The sequence below is a fragment of the Escherichia sp. E4736 genome (genome assembly GCF_005781225.1).
Lineage (GTDB): Bacteria > Pseudomonadota > Gammaproteobacteria > Enterobacterales > Enterobacteriaceae > Escherichia.
Genome location: NZ_VATT01000016.1, coordinates 82,379 through 98,639 on the forward strand (window position 1 = coordinate 82,379; position 16,261 = coordinate 98,639).

Annotated in this window: 16 protein-coding genes; 6 read left to right on the plus strand and 10 right to left on the minus strand. The window is 50.5% G+C overall.

Annotated elements, in window-relative coordinates; all coding sequences use genetic code 11:
• Positions 1-220: 220 nt before the first annotated feature.
• Complete coding sequence (gene treR, locus FEK46_RS13100) at positions 221-1,195, minus strand: trehalose operon repressor TreR (RefSeq protein WP_276320292.1); 975 nt, start codon at positions 1,193-1,195, stop codon at positions 221-223.
• Between the two features lie 156 nt (positions 1,196-1,351).
• Between treR and mgtL the strand changes: the two genes are divergently transcribed.
• Positions 1,352-1,405 (plus strand): mgtA regulatory leader peptide MgtL, encoded by a 54-nt coding sequence (gene mgtL / locus FEK46_RS13105; RefSeq protein ID WP_001387276.1) that lies wholly within the window; start codon positions 1,352-1,354, stop codon positions 1,403-1,405.
• A gap of 142 nt (positions 1,406-1,547) precedes the next feature.
• Complete coding sequence (gene mgtA, locus FEK46_RS13110; protein ID WP_135560187.1) at positions 1,548-4,244, plus strand: magnesium-translocating P-type ATPase; 2,697 nt, start codon at positions 1,548-1,550, stop codon at positions 4,242-4,244.
• Between the two features lie 205 nt (positions 4,245-4,449).
• On the opposite strand, the gene FEK46_RS13115 is transcribed toward mgtA, so the two are convergent.
• The 4 genes from FEK46_RS13115 to pyrL all read right to left on the minus strand — a co-directional run bounded on the left by FEK46_RS13115 (position 4,450) and on the right by pyrL (position 6,456).
• Positions 4,450-4,836 (minus strand): enamine/imine deaminase, encoded by a 387-nt coding sequence (locus FEK46_RS13115; RefSeq protein ID WP_000047542.1) that lies wholly within the window; start codon positions 4,834-4,836, stop codon positions 4,450-4,452.
• A 72-nt stretch (positions 4,837-4,908) separates the two neighbouring features.
• Complete coding sequence (gene pyrI, locus FEK46_RS13120) at positions 4,909-5,370, minus strand: aspartate carbamoyltransferase regulatory subunit (RefSeq protein ID WP_000148581.1); 462 nt, start codon at positions 5,368-5,370, stop codon at positions 4,909-4,911.
• A gap of 12 nt (positions 5,371-5,382) precedes the next feature.
• A complete protein-coding gene (gene pyrB, locus FEK46_RS13125) occupies positions 5,383-6,318 on the minus strand; it encodes an aspartate carbamoyltransferase (protein WP_135560186.1) in 936 nt (311 codons plus the stop codon).
• Positions 6,319-6,321: 3 nt separating this feature from the next.
• On the minus strand, positions 6,322-6,456 hold the full coding sequence (pyrL, locus tag FEK46_RS13130; RefSeq protein ID WP_032341226.1) for a pyr operon leader peptide: 135 nt from the start codon (positions 6,454-6,456) through the stop codon (positions 6,322-6,324).
• 259 nt (positions 6,457-6,715) lie between these two features.
• Between pyrL and tabA the strand changes: the two genes are divergently transcribed.
• Positions 6,716-7,168, plus strand: a complete 453-nt coding sequence (gene tabA, locus FEK46_RS13140) for a toxin-antitoxin biofilm protein TabA (RefSeq protein WP_130216649.1) — start codon at positions 6,716-6,718, stop codon at positions 7,166-7,168.
• Positions 7,169-7,214: 46 nt separating this feature from the next.
• On the opposite strand, the gene argF is transcribed toward tabA, so the two are convergent.
• Complete coding sequence (gene argF / locus FEK46_RS13145) at positions 7,215-8,219, minus strand: ornithine carbamoyltransferase (RefSeq protein ID WP_130257925.1); 1,005 nt, start codon at positions 8,217-8,219, stop codon at positions 7,215-7,217.
• A gap of 161 nt (positions 8,220-8,380) precedes the next feature.
• On the opposite strand from argF, the gene rraB reads away from it, so the two are divergent.
• Positions 8,381-8,797, plus strand: a complete 417-nt coding sequence (gene rraB, locus FEK46_RS13150) for a ribonuclease E inhibitor RraB (RefSeq protein WP_130206080.1) — start codon at positions 8,381-8,383, stop codon at positions 8,795-8,797.
• 45 nt (positions 8,798-8,842) lie between these two features.
• On the opposite strand, the gene FEK46_RS13155 is transcribed toward rraB, so the two are convergent.
• On the minus strand, positions 8,843-9,346 hold the full coding sequence (locus tag FEK46_RS13155) for a GNAT family N-acetyltransferase (RefSeq protein ID WP_135408771.1): 504 nt from the start codon (positions 9,344-9,346) through the stop codon (positions 8,843-8,845).
• Positions 9,347-9,538: 192 nt separating this feature from the next.
• Between FEK46_RS13155 and FEK46_RS13160 the strand changes: the two genes are divergently transcribed.
• Positions 9,539-10,726, plus strand: a complete 1,188-nt coding sequence (locus tag FEK46_RS13160) for a DUF898 family protein (RefSeq protein ID WP_135560184.1) — start codon at positions 9,539-9,541, stop codon at positions 10,724-10,726.
• A gap of 49 nt (positions 10,727-10,775) precedes the next feature.
• Here the strand turns inward: FEK46_RS13160 and valS are convergent, their stop codons facing one another.
• From valS to pepA, 3 genes are all read right to left on the minus strand, one after another.
• Positions 10,776-13,631 (minus strand): valine--tRNA ligase, encoded by a 2,856-nt coding sequence (gene valS / locus FEK46_RS13165; RefSeq protein ID WP_130259542.1) that lies wholly within the window; start codon positions 13,629-13,631, stop codon positions 10,776-10,778.
• Entirely contained in the window at positions 13,631-14,074 is a 444-nt protein-coding gene (gene holC, locus FEK46_RS13170) for a DNA polymerase III subunit chi (protein WP_000786399.1), read from the minus strand. Before holC ends, valS begins: the two co-directional genes overlap by 1 nt.
• A gap of 452 nt (positions 14,075-14,526) precedes the next feature.
• A complete protein-coding gene (gene pepA / locus FEK46_RS13175) occupies positions 14,527-16,038 on the minus strand; it encodes a leucyl aminopeptidase (protein ID WP_000397144.1) in 1,512 nt (503 codons plus the stop codon).
• A 153-nt stretch (positions 16,039-16,191) separates the two neighbouring features.
• Between pepA and ytgA the strand changes: the two genes are divergently transcribed.
• Positions 16,192-16,242, plus strand: coding sequence for a protein YtgA (gene ytgA / locus FEK46_RS23710; RefSeq protein ID WP_211180521.1), 51 nt, complete (start codon positions 16,192-16,194; stop codon positions 16,240-16,242).
• Positions 16,243-16,261: the final 19 nt, after the last annotated feature.

Sequence of the window (16,261 nt, forward strand, 5' to 3'; positions counted from 1 at the left end):
GATGATTTTCTGGTTATAAAATCAACAAAAACAATATACTACCCGGTAAGTCCCCGGAAATACTCGCTTTAGCATGGTCTGGAGAAGGATTATCTCTGAAACCACCTGACAGCCTCAAAAGACTGTAATGTCGTGGCACAGAGTTTCTTCAAAGCTATACATCAGAAGCTGTCAGTAGTGTTCTGAACACTCTTTGGATAAATCTGGTAGAAGGTAACTCTCAGGAAAGGGCTGCTGGGATGACGATTTGTTGAGGTTCGCTGCGTCCGGTTACCTGTTCGATCAACTGGCTGGCAGCCTGACGTCCGGCTTCGGCGTAGCCTGGATCAACGGTGACGATCTCCGGATGGAGAAACTTCATTAACGGCGTATTACCGACGCTCGCCAGTTGCAGTGTGTCGATGTGTTGCTCTTGCAGGTACTTACATGCCCCGAGCGCCAGCGTGTCGGTTGCGCACAGCAACGCAGTGGTTTCTGGCGTAATCACTTTTGCCACGTTCTCGTAACCTTGCTTCATGGCCAGGCCGGGCAGGGCGGCGACGGGATGTAGTTTATGTGCTTTGCAAAATGCCAGATAAGCCTCATGACGCCGCTTACCAGTGGTAATGTCGCTGTGCGGTACGCCAAGATAACTGATATTGCGATGCCCCCGATCGTAGAGGCATTGCATCAGAATCTTAATCGCCCCTTCGTCGTCATAACAGACCGAAGCAAAACCTTTTGCGTCATGCGCCAGCAGTACCAGAGATGATTGCCAGTGAGCTAACATTTCTTCCGTTATGCCGGTAAAACCGAACAGCACCACTCCGTCAATATTGCGACGTTTCAGAACGCCTAAATGTTCAGTAACCAGCTGTGGCGAAAACTGGCTTTCCATCATGATCGGATCGTAACCCTGTTCATAGAATGCCGGCAGCATCGTCTGAACGGCGAGATTTTCTGATAACGAATCCAGACGGGTGACGATAATAGCAACCACTTTATCGCTTTGCCCACGCATAGCACGCGCGGATCGGGAAGGGGAAAATCTATGCTGATTCATCACTGCTTCCACGCGCTCGCGCGTGTGCTGACTCACGCCACTTTCGTTATTCAGCACTCGGGAAACCGTGGATTTCCCCACGCCGCTTAAACGAGCAATGTCTTTGATGGTCAGCCGATTTTGCATCCTGTTGTCCCGTAATTTGCGTTTAATTATTTGAGCCTAACTTTACCCACGCATTCAGCAATGGGTAAAGTCTGGTTTATCGTTGGTTTAGTTGCTTGCAGATATTATATCGGCATAAATGCTACGAATATTATTGGATTCTCCTTATTATTTGCGGCGCTTTTTTCACTTACCGGAGGTTATATGGAACCTGATCCCACGCCTCTCCCTCGACGGAGATTAAAACTTTTCCGGTAAGCCTGTCTTTTTACGGCATTACCGGATGTGTAAGGCCGTGACGTTTTAACGTCCCAGCTCATGTTTATTACCTTCAGGTAAGGCTTTGCGACGCCTGAAGATATTTTCTGCACCATGCTTACAGGGTGCGGAGGGACTTCCTATGTTTAAAGAAATTTTTACCCGGCTCATTCGCCATTTACCTTCTCGTCTGGTCCATCGCGATCCGTTGCCTGGTGCGCAACAGACAGCGAATATTCCGATCCCGCCTTCCTTAAACGCGCATTGCCTGAAAATGGCGGTGATGCCAGAAAAGGAATTATGGAAAACCTTCGGCACGCATCCAGAAGGGTTAAATCAGGCGGAAGTGGAATTAGCCCGCGAACAACACGGTGAAAATAAACTACCCGCGCAACAACCGTCGCCGTGGTGGGTACATTTGTGGGTCTGTTATCGCAACCCCTTTAATATTTTGCTCACGATCCTCGGCGGCATTTCTTACGCCACGGAAGATTTATTTGCCGCGGGCGTTATTGCGTTAATGGTAGCTATTTCTACGTTGCTGAACTTTATTCAGGAAGCGCGCTCCACCAAAGCAGCAGATGCCCTGAAAGCGATGGTCAGTAATACTGCGACGGTGCTGCGCGTAATTAACGATAAAGGCGAAAATGGCTGGCTGGAGATCCCGATCGACCAGCTGGTGCCTGGCGATATTATTAAACTGGCGGCGGGAGATATGATCCCGGCAGATTTACGTATTTTGCAGGCGCGGGATCTGTTCGTCGCCCAGGCATCGTTAACCGGTGAGTCTCTGCCCGTGGAAAAAGCCGCAACCACTCGCCAGCCAGAGCACAGCAATCCGCTGGAGTGCGATACCCTGTGTTTTATGGGCACCACCGTGGTGAGCGGTACGGCACAAGCAATGGTGATTGCCACAGGTGCCAACACCTGGTTTGGTCAACTGGCGGGGCGTGTCAGCGAGCAGGAAAGCGAGCCGAATGCCTTTCAGCAAGGGATCAGCCGCGTCAGTATGCTGCTGATTCGCTTTATGCTGGTGATGGCGCCCGTAGTGCTGTTGATCAACGGTTACACCAAAGGCGACTGGTGGGAAGCTGCGCTATTCGCGCTTTCGGTAGCGGTGGGCTTAACGCCGGAAATGTTGCCGATGATTGTCACCTCGACGCTGGCGCGTGGTGCGGTAAAACTGTCGAAACAGAAAGTGATCGTCAAACATCTGGATGCGATTCAGAACTTTGGTGCAATGGATATTCTGTGCACTGATAAAACAGGCACCCTGACGCAAGATAAAATTGTGCTGGAGAATCATACCGATATCTCCGGTAAAACCAGTGAGCGCGTGCTGCATAGCGCGTGGTTGAACAGTCATTACCAGACCGGACTTAAAAACTTGCTTGATACGGCGGTGCTGGAAGGTATAGATGAAAAGTCAGCACGCTCGCTGGCCAGTCGTTGGCAAAAAATTGATGAGATTCCGTTTGATTTTGAGCGTCGCCGGATGTCGGTGGTAGTGGCAGAAAATGCCGAACACCATCAACTGGTGTGCAAAGGCGCATTGCAGGAAATCCTCAATGTGTGTTCTCAGGTACGTCACAATGGCGCGATTGTTCCGCTCGATGACACCATGCTGCGTAAGATTAAGCGGGTAACCGATACGCTGAATCGTCAGGGGCTGCGCGTGGTTGCGGTGGCGACGAAATACCTGCCAGCGCGTGAAGGGGATTACCAGCGGATTGATGAATCTGACCTGATCCTTGAAGGGTATATCGCTTTCCTTGATCCGCCAAAAGAGACAACCGCTCCGGCACTGAAGGCATTAAAAGCGAGTGGAATTACCGTCAAAATCCTTACTGGCGACAGTGAGTTAGTGGCGGCGAAAGTGTGCCATGAAGTGGGACTAGATGCGGGAGAGGTGGTAATTGGTAGTGATATTGAAACGCTAAATGACGATGAACTGGCAAGCCTGGCGCAACGTACCACTCTGTTTGCCCGCCTGACGCCGATGCATAAAGAACGCATCGTGACCTTGCTAAAGCGCGAAGGGCATGTGGTTGGCTTTATGGGCGATGGTATTAATGATGCGCCCGCCTTACGCGCTGCGGATATCGGCATTTCTGTGGACGGTGCGGTAGATATTGCCCGTGAAGCGGCTGATATCATTCTGCTGGAAAAAAGCCTGATGGTACTGGAAGAGGGGGTTATTGAAGGACGCCGAACTTTTGCCAACATGTTGAAATACATCAAAATGACGGCGAGTTCGAACTTCGGTAATGTGTTCAGCGTGCTGGTGGCGAGTGCTTTCTTGCCCTTCCTGCCTATGTTGCCGTTACACTTGCTTATTCAAAACCTGCTGTACGATGTGTCACAGGTGGCGATTCCGTTTGATAACGTTGATGACGAGCAAATTCAAAAGCCGCAGCGTTGGAATCCGGCGGATTTGGGGCGTTTTATGATCTTCTTCGGACCGATCAGTTCGATCTTCGATATTCTGACGTTTTGCCTGATGTGGTGGGTATTTCATGCCAATACGCCGGAAACGCAAACGCTGTTTCAGTCGGGCTGGTTTGTGGTGGGATTACTGTCGCAAACGCTGGTTGTGCATATGATCCGCACCCGCCGTGTGCCGTTTATTCAGAGTTGTGCGTCGTGGCCATTAATGGCGATGACCGCGATCGTGATAGTCGTGGGGATCGCGTTGCCGTTTTCACCGCTGGCGGGTTATCTGCAACTGCAGGCACTGCCGTTAAGTTACTTCCCGTGGCTGATTGCGATTCTGGCAGGGTATATGGTGTTAACGCAGTTGGTTAAAGGGATTTATAGTCGTCGTTACGGCTGGCAGTAAAGAATTAACTGGGCATGGTGGCCCGGATTCAGATTGCAGACAAAGTGAGCTTTGTTCATGCCGGATGCGGCGTAAACGCCTTATCCGGCCTACAAATTCAATAAATTGCAGGAATCACGTAGGCCTGATAAGCGTAGCGCATCAGGCGATTTTGCTTTTGTCATCAGACTTAATCCGGGCATGATAGCCCGGATTTCCATCAAGATTAGCGACGAACAGCGATCGCTTCGATCTCAATCTTCACGTCTTTCGGCAGACGTGCAACTTCAACGCAAGAACGTGCCGGGAAGGTGGCATTGTGCTCGGTGAAGAACGCTTCGTAAGTGGCGTTTACGGTTGCGAAGTCGTTCAGATCTTTCACAAACACGGTGGTTTTAACGATGTCGCCCACTTTCAGGCCAGCGGCTTCCACGATCGCTTTTACGTTATCCAGCGACTGACGCGCCTGTGCAGCGACGTCTGCCGGTACTTCGCCAGTTTTCGGGTTTACCGGGATCTGACCGGAAGTGATGATCATACTGCCCAGATCAACGCCCTGAACATACGGACCGATAGCTGCGGGTGCATTTTCCGTCGCGATAGTTTTGCTCATGATTTCTCCTTTATTACAGCGGTAAAAAGTCTGGCTCATTATAGGGAGCCTGACATTTATTACCAACCGCAATTAATTGGCCAGCACCACATTATGCGAAAACTCTTTTTCACAATATTTGCATTTGAGCGCAATATCATTGGCGCGTTTTCTCACGGCAAAGCTGGAAGAAACCGGTTCTGCATGGCTGATACAGTTGCTGTTCGGGCAGACCAGCACATTATCAATACGTTCCGGCAGACTGGGGCGTGATTTGCCGACCACTTCATAGTTGTCGATACGGTTTACCGTGGCTTGCGGTGCATACAGTGCCAGTTGGTCTACTTGATCTTCACTTAAAAAGGTATTTTCGATTTTGATCAGATCCTTGCGGCCCATCTCGCCGGAAGGTAGGTTCAGACCGATGGTGATGCGCTGATCGGTTTCGGTTAACTTGAACAAGCTCAACAGCTTAAATCCGATCTGGGCGGGGATATGGTCAATTACCGTGCCGCGTTTAATAGCTTCAACCTGCAATTTATTATCGTGTGTCATCTCTATTTCCCCTTACAGTACCAGATCGCGATTCAGAACCAGTGCCAGTAACGCCTGGCGAGCGAAAATCCCATTGCCTGCTTGCTGGAAGTACCAGGCGTGCGGCGTTTTATCGACATCCGTCGCAATTTCATCAATACGCGGCAGCGGATGCAGCACTTTCATATTGGCTTTGGCGTTGTGGAGATCGCTGGCGCGCAGGACAAACTGTGCTTTTACGTTGGCGTATTCGGACGGGTCCAGACGCTCTTTTTGCACGCGAGTCATATACAGAATGTCCACTTCCGCCATCACTTCTTCAATGGAATTATGCAGACTCCAGGCGATCCCTTTTTCATCGAGCATATCCAGAATGTATTGCGGCATTGCCAGCGCGTCCGGCGCGATGAAGTAAAAACGGTTGCCGTCGAACTTTGCCAGCGCCTGAGTCAGGGAGTGAACGGTACGACCATATTTCAGGTCGCCGACCATTGCGACGCGAAGATTGTCGAGACGTCCCTGGGTTTCCTGAATGGTGAACAGATCCAGCAAGGTTTGCGTCGGATGTTGGTTGGAGCCATCACCGGCATTCAGTACTGGTACATTGCCGGAAAATTCGGTTGCCAGGCGTGCCGCACCTTCCTGTGGATGGCGCATCACAATCGCATCGACGTAAGTGCTGATAACCGAGATGGTATCAGCCAGCGTTTCCCCTTTTTTTCCCAGTGAGGTGTTTGCGCTGTCAGAGAATCCCACCACACTAGCGCCCAGGCGGTGCATCGAGGTTTCGAAAGAGAGGCGGGTGCGGGTTGATGCTTCGAAGAAGCAACTGGCAATCACTTTATGTTTCAACAGTTCTGGTTGCGGGTTCGCTTTCAGTTTCGCCGCTGTCGCCAGCACCAGATTAAGGTCATCGCGACTAAGGTCGTTTATGGAAATGATATGTTTTTGATATAGCGGATTAGCCATCTTTTATCTCCTGACGCCTGGGCAAAAAAAAGCCCCTCGATTGAGGGGCTGGGAATAGGTGAACAACGGGAAGAAAAACGGCAGGCCAGCGTCTTTTTTCAGACGCGGTAAGACAAAATGTCGAACACACTGAACCATACATCCTCCCGGCAAATTGTCCGGCATTATACTCAGCCAGAAAGTGGGATCAAGCAATCAATGCAAAAAATTACCCAGGTAAACGATTGTAGTGAATTTATATGCTTTAAAATTGAGTTTTTAACAATATTTTTTTTGTGGCAAGCGGGCAGAAAAACATGCTTTGGCGCAATCGGACGGCAAAAAATGCTGGTATGGCAGTAAGGAATTACGTATAACGAGAGAAATGAAACGTTGTTTTAATTGAGGAATGAAAAAGATGATCATCGGAAATATTCATAATCTCCAGCCGTGGTTGCCAGAAGAGTTACGCCAGGCCATTGAACATATCAAAATGCACGTTACGGCAGAAACGCCAAAAGGTAAGCATGATATCGAAGGCAACCGTCTGTTTTATCTTATCTCTGAAGATATGACTGAGCCGTATGAAGCGCGTCGCGCGGAGTATCATGCCCGCTATCTCGACATCCAGATTGTGTTAAAAGGGCAGGAAGGAATGACTTTTAGCACACAGCCTGCGGGTACGCCGGATACTGACTGGTTAGCTGATAAAGACATCGCCTTTTTGCCTGAAGGTATTGAAGAGAAAACAGTTATCCTTAATGAAGGCGATTTTGTTGTGTTTTATCCGGGTGAAGTGCACAAACCGCTGTGCGCAGTGGGTGAGCCTGCTCAGGTTCGCAAAGCGGTTGTTAAGATGCTGATGGCTTAAGCGAGTACCTGCCGGTGGCGACGTGAAGCCGCCTCCGGTACTGAAATTATTTGGCAAGCGTCGCAACCATTACCGCTTTGATAGTATGCATACGGTTTTCCGCCTGATCAAAAACAATGCTGGCGGGAGATTCGAAAACCTCGTCCGTTACTTCCATCCCACCATGTAGGCCAAATTCTTCAGCCATCTTTTTGCCAAGCGTTGTTTGGTCATCATGAAACGCGGGCAGGCAGTGGAGGAATTTGACCTCCGGGTTACCAGTTAACTGCATCATCTTGCTATTCACCTGATAATCACGCAGCAATGCAATCCGTTCAGCCCATTTCTCTTTTGCTTCACCCATTGATACCCACACATCGGTATAGATAAAGTCAGCACCTTTAACGCCAGTCGCGACATCTTCTGTCAGGGTAATATTCCCGCCATTTTGTTGTGCCAGGGCGCGGCATTCCGTAACCAGCGAAGATTCTGGCCAGCATGCCTGTGGCGCCACCAGACGCAAATCCAGACCGGTCAGCGCGGCCGCTTCCAGCATCGAGTTCCCCATGTTATTGCGGGCATCTCCGGCGTAGACCAGCGTCATCTCATTAAACGCTTTACCCGGTAAATGTTCTTGCATGGTCAGCAGATCTGCCAGCAGTTGCGTGGGGTGGAACTCATTGGTCAGCCCATTCCATACTGGGACGCCAGCGTATTCCGCCAGTGTTTCGACAATCTCCTGACCATAGCCACGATACTGAATACCGTCATACATGCGGCCAAGCACGCGGGCGGTATCTTTAATTGACTCTTTATGGCCAATCTGGCTGCCGCTTGGGCCGAGATAAGTAACGCGAGCGCCCTGGTCATATGCGGCAACTTCGAAAGAGCATCGGGTACGGGTTGAGTCTTTTTCGAAGATGAGCGCGATGTTTTTACCGGTGAGTCTGGCTTCTTCTTTACCGCTTTTTTTATCTGCTTTCAGTTTAGCGGCTAGCTGGAGCAAGGTGTTGAGTTCAGCTGGCGTGAAATCAAGTAATTTCAGGAAATGCTTATGATAAAACCCGGACATAGATCCCTCCTGTGGCTTACGCCATAATGAATTAAAATTCAATTTATATGTATGAATATTCATTTGCAAGCCTAAAGCATAAAACTTTGTCACAAAGGTGGAGGCAATGTCAGTGGTGTGTGACAATAAGAGTATCAGCAGGACATTAAGAGGAATAAGTCATGGCAAACCCGGAACAACTCGAAGAACAGCGTGAAGAAACACGTTTGATTATTGAAGAATTACTGGAAGATGGCAGCGATCCGGACGCGCTGTACACCATCGAACATCACCTTTCCGCAGACGATCTGGAAACCCTGGAAAAAGCAGCGGTTGAAGCGTTTAAACTCGGTTACGAAGTGACCGATCCGGAAGAGCTGGAAGTGGAAGATGGCGATATCGTAATTTGCTGTGACATCGTCAGCGAATGCGCGTTGAATGCCGATCTGATCGATGCCCAGGTTGAGCAATTGATGAACCTGGCAGAGAAATTCGACGTTGAATACGACGGTTGGGGCACTTACTTTGAAGATCCTAACGGCGAAGATGGCGACGATGAAGATTATGTCGACGAAGACGATGACGGTGTTCGCCATTAATTAATTGATTAAAATGCCCGATAGCACACACTAGCGGGCATTTTTTTAGAGTTCGCGCAACATCCGCACTTCACAATCAACATGGCCCGTGCAGCCAAGTGCATAGTCGATATGTTGAAAACCTAAATGTTCATACAAACCAATCGCTTCTTTCAAAAAAGCGGTCGTTTCCAGATAGCAGCGTTTGAAGCCCATTTCTCGTGCCTGCTCCATCGCCATTAAGGCCAGTTTCTTCGCCAGCCCTTTGCCGCGAATGGCGGGAAGAAAATACATTTTCTGCAGTTCGCAAATGTCCGATTCACTACCTGCTAATGGCGCAATCCCGCCGCCGCCCACCACTTCGCCATTGTGCTCAACTACCCAATAGGCATGACCGGGCTGACTATACACTTGATACAATTCGTCGAGATTGGGATCGGCGACGGTATAGCCTTTATCAGCGGTAAGACCGTACTCTGCGGACACCTGGCGGATGACGCTGGCAATAGCAGCATTATCGGCGGCGGTAAGTTTGCGCAAACGGAGCGCGGGCGAAACGACAACATTCATAGCATAGCTCAATTTCAAATGTATGATTTATAGCTCCCTTTAATACCACCCTCGCTTATGTGGTGCAAGAAGAAGATAAATCAGAAAATATTAAGCATATATCGCTTAGATAAAGCGTATTCTAGGTGGTCCAGTATCAATTGACTGGAATTATTATCTATATGAATGGAATTTATTTTAGGGATATAGTTCATGAATGGTGTAAACGTCGGGAAAGATAATCCTCGTCACGCATTTGTTTTTACAGGAAAAGGTGGTGAGTATTTTCTTATTTGTCTTGTGAATTTTTTACTGACAATTATTACTCTGGGAATATATGGGCCGTGGGCATTGATAAAATGCCGTCGTTATATTTATCAACATGTGACACTCAAGGGGCAACCATTTAGTTATAAGGGAACAGGTGGTGCCATTTTTGTTAGCATGTTACTTATTATGATCGTTTATTTTTTCAGTATTTCTTGTTTTGCAGGCCAACACTTTGTTCTTGCTTTTCTCCTGTTTGCTCTCTTGATCTGCGGTATTCCTTGCATGGCAGTGAAGAGTCTGCAGTATCAGGCGAACATGACCTCACTGAATGGTATTCGCTTTGGCTTTAACTGCTCAATGCTTCGTGCATGGTGGGTTATGTTAGGTCTGCCTGTTCTGTTGGCATTAGCTTTTTGGCTCGCACTGTACCTTATTGCGCAAGTGACGACATCGATAGGTGGGTTATTCTTTAACTTAGTGGTCTTAAGTTTGCTTTCCGTCATCGGACTGGGTGTTATCAACGGTATTACCTATAGCAAGTGGATGCCATTACTGGGTAATAACGCGACTTTTGGTGTCCATCAATTTTCCATTAAGGTCAACGTAAAAGAATGCATTAAAGGCTGTATGCTCGCAATATTAACCATGGTTCCTTTCATCATTGTGATTGGTATTATGATTGCGCCAGTATTTCAGCAGTTAATGATGATGACCATGTTGGGTAGGTCTGATGCGGGCAGGGAGCTAGTATTGCAATATTACCCGCAGATTACGGCTTCTTATTTCCTGTATTTTGTCGCGATTCTTGTTTTTGCCAGTTATCTCTATGTCACGTTACGCAATCTGTTTTTGAATAATCTGACACTGGCAAATGGCACTATTCGTTTTCATTCATCTGTTACCGCGATCGGTATGCTTTTGCGCATGTTGGCGGTATTAATGGGGTCCTCAATTACCTGTGGTCTGGCTTATCCCTGGCTGAAAATGTGGATGGTTAGCTGGATTGCTAACAATACCCATGTCCAGGGCGACCTTGATTCGCTGGAGTTAACCAATGATGACAAACCGCAGGATAGCGGTCCGTTAATGTGGATATCTCGCGGTATTATGCCGTATGTTCCGTTTATCTAAATAAAAAGGCCGGAGCATGCTCCGGCCTTCGTTTTCTTCACAGTGTTGATTACAGCGCGGCGATAACTGCCTGCTGTTCAATCAGCTTCGCTTTCGCTTCCGCATAACCTTCCAGCTTTTCACGCTCTTTCGCGATGACCGCTTCCGGTGCGCGCGCTACAAAGCCTTCGTTCGCCAGCTTGTTCTCGATGCGGCTGATTTCACCTTCAATCTTCGCCACTTCTTTCGCCAGACGCGCCAGCTCATCTTCTTTGTTAATGAGGCCTGCCATCGGGATCAGCAGCTCTGCGCCGTCGACGATCTTAGTAACGGAAACCGGGCCTTTGTCATCCGCAGGCAGTACGGTGATGCTTTCCAGACGCGCCAGCGTTTGCAGGAAGCCACGGTTTTCGTTCACGCGACGTTCTGCATCTGCACTGCAACCACGCAGCAGCAGCTCCAGCGGTTTGCCCGGCGCGATGTTCATTTCCGCGCGGATATTACGTACAGCAACGATCGCCTGCTTCAGCCACTCGGTGTCGGCCAGCGCCGCTTCATCGACCTGAGACGCATCGTACTGCGGGAACGGCTGCAGCATGATGGTGTCGGCAGTGATGCCACAAAGCACTTTCACACGCTGCCAGATGGTTTCGGTAATGAACGGAATGATCGGATGCGCGAGGCGCAGCAGACCTTCCAGCACGGTCACCAGCGTATGGCGAGTACCGCGCAGTTCGGCTTCGGTGCCACCGTTCATTACCGGCTTGGTCAGCTCCAGATACCAGTCGCAGAACTGGTTCCAGGTGAATTCATACAGAATCCCTGCGGCAATATCGAAGCGGAAGCTGTCCAGCGCTTCGCGGTACGCTTTGATGGTCTGGTTGAACTCAGCCAGAATCCAGCGGTCCGCCAGTGACAGTGTCATTTCGCCGCCGTTGAAGCCGCAATCCTGACCTTCCGTGTTCATCAGCACAAAGCGGCTGGCGTTCCACAGCTTGTTACAGAAGTTACGGTAGCCTTCCAGACGCTTCATATCCCAGTTGATGTCACGACCGGTAGAAGCCAGCGCCGCCAGGGTGAAGCGCAGCGCGTCAGTACCGTGCGGCTCAATGCCGTTCGGGAACTGCTTCTCGGTGCGCTTACGGATTTTATCCGCCAGCTGTGGCTGCATCATATTGCCGGTACGTTTTTCCAGCAGTTCTGGCAGCGAAATACCGTCAACCATATCCAGCGGGTCGATAACGTTACCCTTGGATTTAGACATCTTCTGGCCTTCGTCATCACGAATCAGACCGGTCATGTAAACGGTGTGGAACGGCACCTGCGGTTTGCCATTTTCATCTTTGATGAAGTGCATGGTCATCATGATCATGCGGGCAATCCAGAAGAAGATGATGTCGAAACCAGACACCATTACGCTGGTTGGGTGGAACTGACGCAGGGCGTCGGTGTTTTCCGGCCAGCCAAGGGTAGAGAATGTCCACAGTGCAGAAGAGAACCAGGTGTCGAGAACGTCTTCGTCCTGACGCAGGGCAACATCAGCACCGAGGTTATTTTCTTTACGCACTTCGTCTTCGTTGCGGCCAACATAAACGTTACCCGCTTCGTCATACCATGCAGGGATACGGTGACCCCACCACAGCTGACGAGAGATACACCAGTCCTGAATATCGCGCATCCAGGAGAAGTACATGTTTTCGTACTGCTTCGGTACGAACTGAATGTCGCCGTTCTCAACCGCTTCAACCGCCGGTTTCGCCAGTACATCGGCACGCACGTACCACTGGTCGGTCAGCATCGGTTCGATAACTACGCCGCCACGGTCGCCGTAAGGAACGGTCAGGTCGTGCGGTTTAATTTCTTCCAGCAGGCCAAGCGCGTCAACCGCAGCAACGATGGCTTTACGCGCAGCAAAACGCTCCAGTTTCTGGAACTCTGCCGGGATCTCGCTGGAATAAACATCAGATTCGTTACCTTTGGTATCGAACACTTGAGCGCTTTCACGGATATCACCGTCAAAGGTCAGGATGTTGATCATCGGCAGGGCGTGACGTTTACCGACTTCATAGTCGTTAAAGTCGTGCGCCGGAGTGATCTTCACGCAGCCGGTGCCTTTTTCCATATCGGCGTGTTCGTCGCCCACGATCGGAATACGACGGTTAACCAGCGGCAGAATGACATATTTGCCAATCAGATCTTTGTAACGCGGGTCTTCCGGGTTAACGGCCACGCCGGTGTCGCCCAGCAAGGTTTCCGGACGGGTAGTCGCAACCACCAGATAATCTTTACCGTCTGCGGTTTTCGCGCCATCAGCCAGCGGATAGCGGATGTGCCACATCGAACCTTTCGATTCGCGGTTTTCTACTTCCAGGTCAGAGATAGCGGTACGCAGTTTCGGGTCCCAGTTTACCAGGCGTTTGCCACGGTAAATCAGGTCTTCTTTATACAGACGGACGAAAACTTCTTTCACCGCATTGGACAGGCCTTCGTCCATGGTGAAGCGTTCACGCTCCCAGTCGACGGAGTTGCCGAGACGGCGCATCTGACGGGTAATGGTGCCGCCGGATTCCGCTTTCCATTCCCAGATTTTGTCGATGAAAGCTTCGCGGCCGTAATCGTGACGGGTTTTACCTTCTTCTGCGGCAATCTTGCGCTCAACGACCATCTGGGTAGCGATCCCGGCGTGGTCAGTACCGACCTGCCACAGGGTGTTTTTGCCCTGCATGCGCTGATAGCGGATCATGGTATCCATGATGGTTTGCTGGAAGGCGTGACCCATATGCAAACTGCCGGTGACGTTCGGCGGCGGGATCATGATGCAGAAACTTTCCTGGCTTTCATCGCCATTAGGCTTAAAGTAGCCCTGCTTTTCCCAGTGCTCGTAAAGCGGCTGTTCGATATCTTGTGGGTTATATGTCTTTTCCATTATTTCCAGGTTGCCGTATTCAGGTTGAAACCAGCCACGCGGTAGGCTTTATAGCGTTCGCGCGCCAGTTGTTTCAGAGAATCTTCATAAGGAACGAAGTCTACCACTTCTGTGAAAGCGGTGGCAAAATCTGCAAAGCTTGTTCGCAGACTAATCAATATATCGCGCGGGCTGCTGCTACGCTTTTGCGGCCAGGCGATCTCCACCGGCGCACCGCCGCGCGGTCCTTCTCCCGCTAAATTATGCGGAACAAAGCTTTCTGCCGGACGTGCCCACAGGGCTTCATCCAGCCGGTAAGCCTGCTTTTCATCTTCACAGGCGATGAGCACGCGCTTACCACTGCGCCAACGTTCTGCGGCAATTTCACACACCAGCTGCTCAACGGCGCTTAAGCCATCGACGGTGGTGTCATTGTCCAGAAGGTAGAACGTTGCGTTTTTCATATATGGGGCTTCTTGTGGTGGATTTAAATATGCATCTGGTAATACACAGCATTGCCTGATGCGACGCTGCCACGTCTTATCAGGCCTACTAGTTCAGTGCTGTGTGTCGGTCGGATAAGGCGTTCACGCCGCATCCGACAATAACAGCGTTGCCTGATGCGACGCTGCCGCGTCTTATCAGGCCTGCGAGTTCAGTGCTGTGTAGGTCGGATAAGGCGTTCACACCGCATCCGACAATAACAGCATTGCCTGATGCGACGCTGCCGCGTCTTATCAGGCCTACGAGTTCAGTGCTGTGTATCGGTCGGATAAGGAGTTCACACCGCATCCGACAATAACAACTTTGCCTGATGCGACGCTGCCACGTCTTATCAGGCCTACGAGTTCAGTGCTGTGTAGGTCGGATAAGGCGTTCACGCCGCATCCGACAATAACAACTTTGCCTGATGCAATTACTCTTCGCCGTTAAACCCGGCGCGATTCAACAGGAACTGTGCCAGCAACGCCACCGGACGACCGGTTGCGCCTTTTGCTTTACCAGAACGCCAGGCTGTTCCTGCAATATCCAGGTGCGCCCAGTTGTACTTGCGGGTAAAGCGCGACAGGAAGCAACCTGCGGTAATTGCCCCGCCAGGACGACCGCCAATGTTCGCCATATCGGCAAAATTGGACTCCAGTTGTTCCTGGTACTCGTCACCCAGCGGTAAACGCCATGCGCGGTCACCGGATTGTTCAGATGCAGCAATCAGCTCATGGGCCAGCGGGTTATGGTTCGCCATCAGACCGGTAATGTGATGACCCAGCGCGATAACGCAAGCACCGGTCAGCGTCGCCACGTCAATCACCGCTTCCGGCTCAAAACGCTCAACGTAAGTTAACACGTCGCACAGTACCAGGCGGCCTTCGGCGTCGGTATTCAGCACTTCTACGGTTTGACCGGACATGGTGGTTAACACATCGCCCGGACGATAGGCACGCCCGCCAGGCATGTTTTCGCAGCCTGCCAGCACGCCGATAACGTTAATCGGCAGTTGCAGTTCCGCGACCATCCTCATCACGCCATAAACCGCCGCCGCACCGCACATATCGTACTTCATCTCATCCATGCCTTCTGAAGGCTTGATGGAGATACCGCCGGAGTCGAAGGTTAAACCTTTACCGACCAGCACGATAGGGCGTGCATCTTCCGACGCGTTGCCTTTGTACTCAATCACCGACATCAGCGATTCGTTTTGCGAACCCTGACCGACTGCCAGATAGGAATGCATCCCCAGCTCTTTCATCTGCTGTTCGCCGATAACGCGGGTAATAACATTCTTGCTGTAGCTGTCAGCCAGCTGGCGCGCCTGAGAGGCGAGGTAAGCGGCGTTACAGATATTCGGCGGCATATTGCCGAGATCTTTCGCAGCTTTAATCCCGGCAGCAATCGCCAGACCGTGCTGGATCGCGCGCTCCCCGCTGGTCAGTTCACGGCGGGTCGGCACGTTGAACACCATTTTACGCAGTGGACGACGCGGTTCGCTCTTGTTCGTTTTCAGCTGATCAAAACTGTAGAGTGTCTCTTTTGCCGTCTCGACAGCCTGGCGCACTTTCCAGTAGTTGTTACGGCCTTTAACGTGCAGTTCAGTCAGGAAGCAGACCGCTTCCATCGAGCCAGTATCATTCAGCGTATTAATGGTTTTCTGAATCACCTGCTTGTACTGGCGCTCATCCAGCTCACGTTCTTTACCGCAACCAATAAGGAGAATGCGCTCAGAAAGCACGTTCGGCACATGGTGCAGCAACAGCGTCTGCCCCGGTTTTCCTTCCAGTTCGCCTCGGCGCAGCAGGGCGCTGATGTACCCATCGCTGATTTTATCGAGCTGTTCTGCAATCGGAGAAAGGCGACGTGGTTCGAAGACGCCCACGACGATGCAGGCACTCCGCTGTTTCTCCGGGCTACCGCTTTTTACACTAAACTCCATGCACTACGCTCCTGAATCTTAAAGACAACGGCGGTGGCTACAGATAGAATTGCAAGCTTTCGTAACTCATGTCCGCTGTTGCGATGACTTCGTGTTAATCTTAACGTTATTACGGCATTGGCACGTCAGAACAAAATCTGAGAGGTGAATCCGTTGAGTATAATTATCTTAGCGACGATTTCGACGACTCAAGAGAATAAATGACGTTTAAGCCATGAAACAA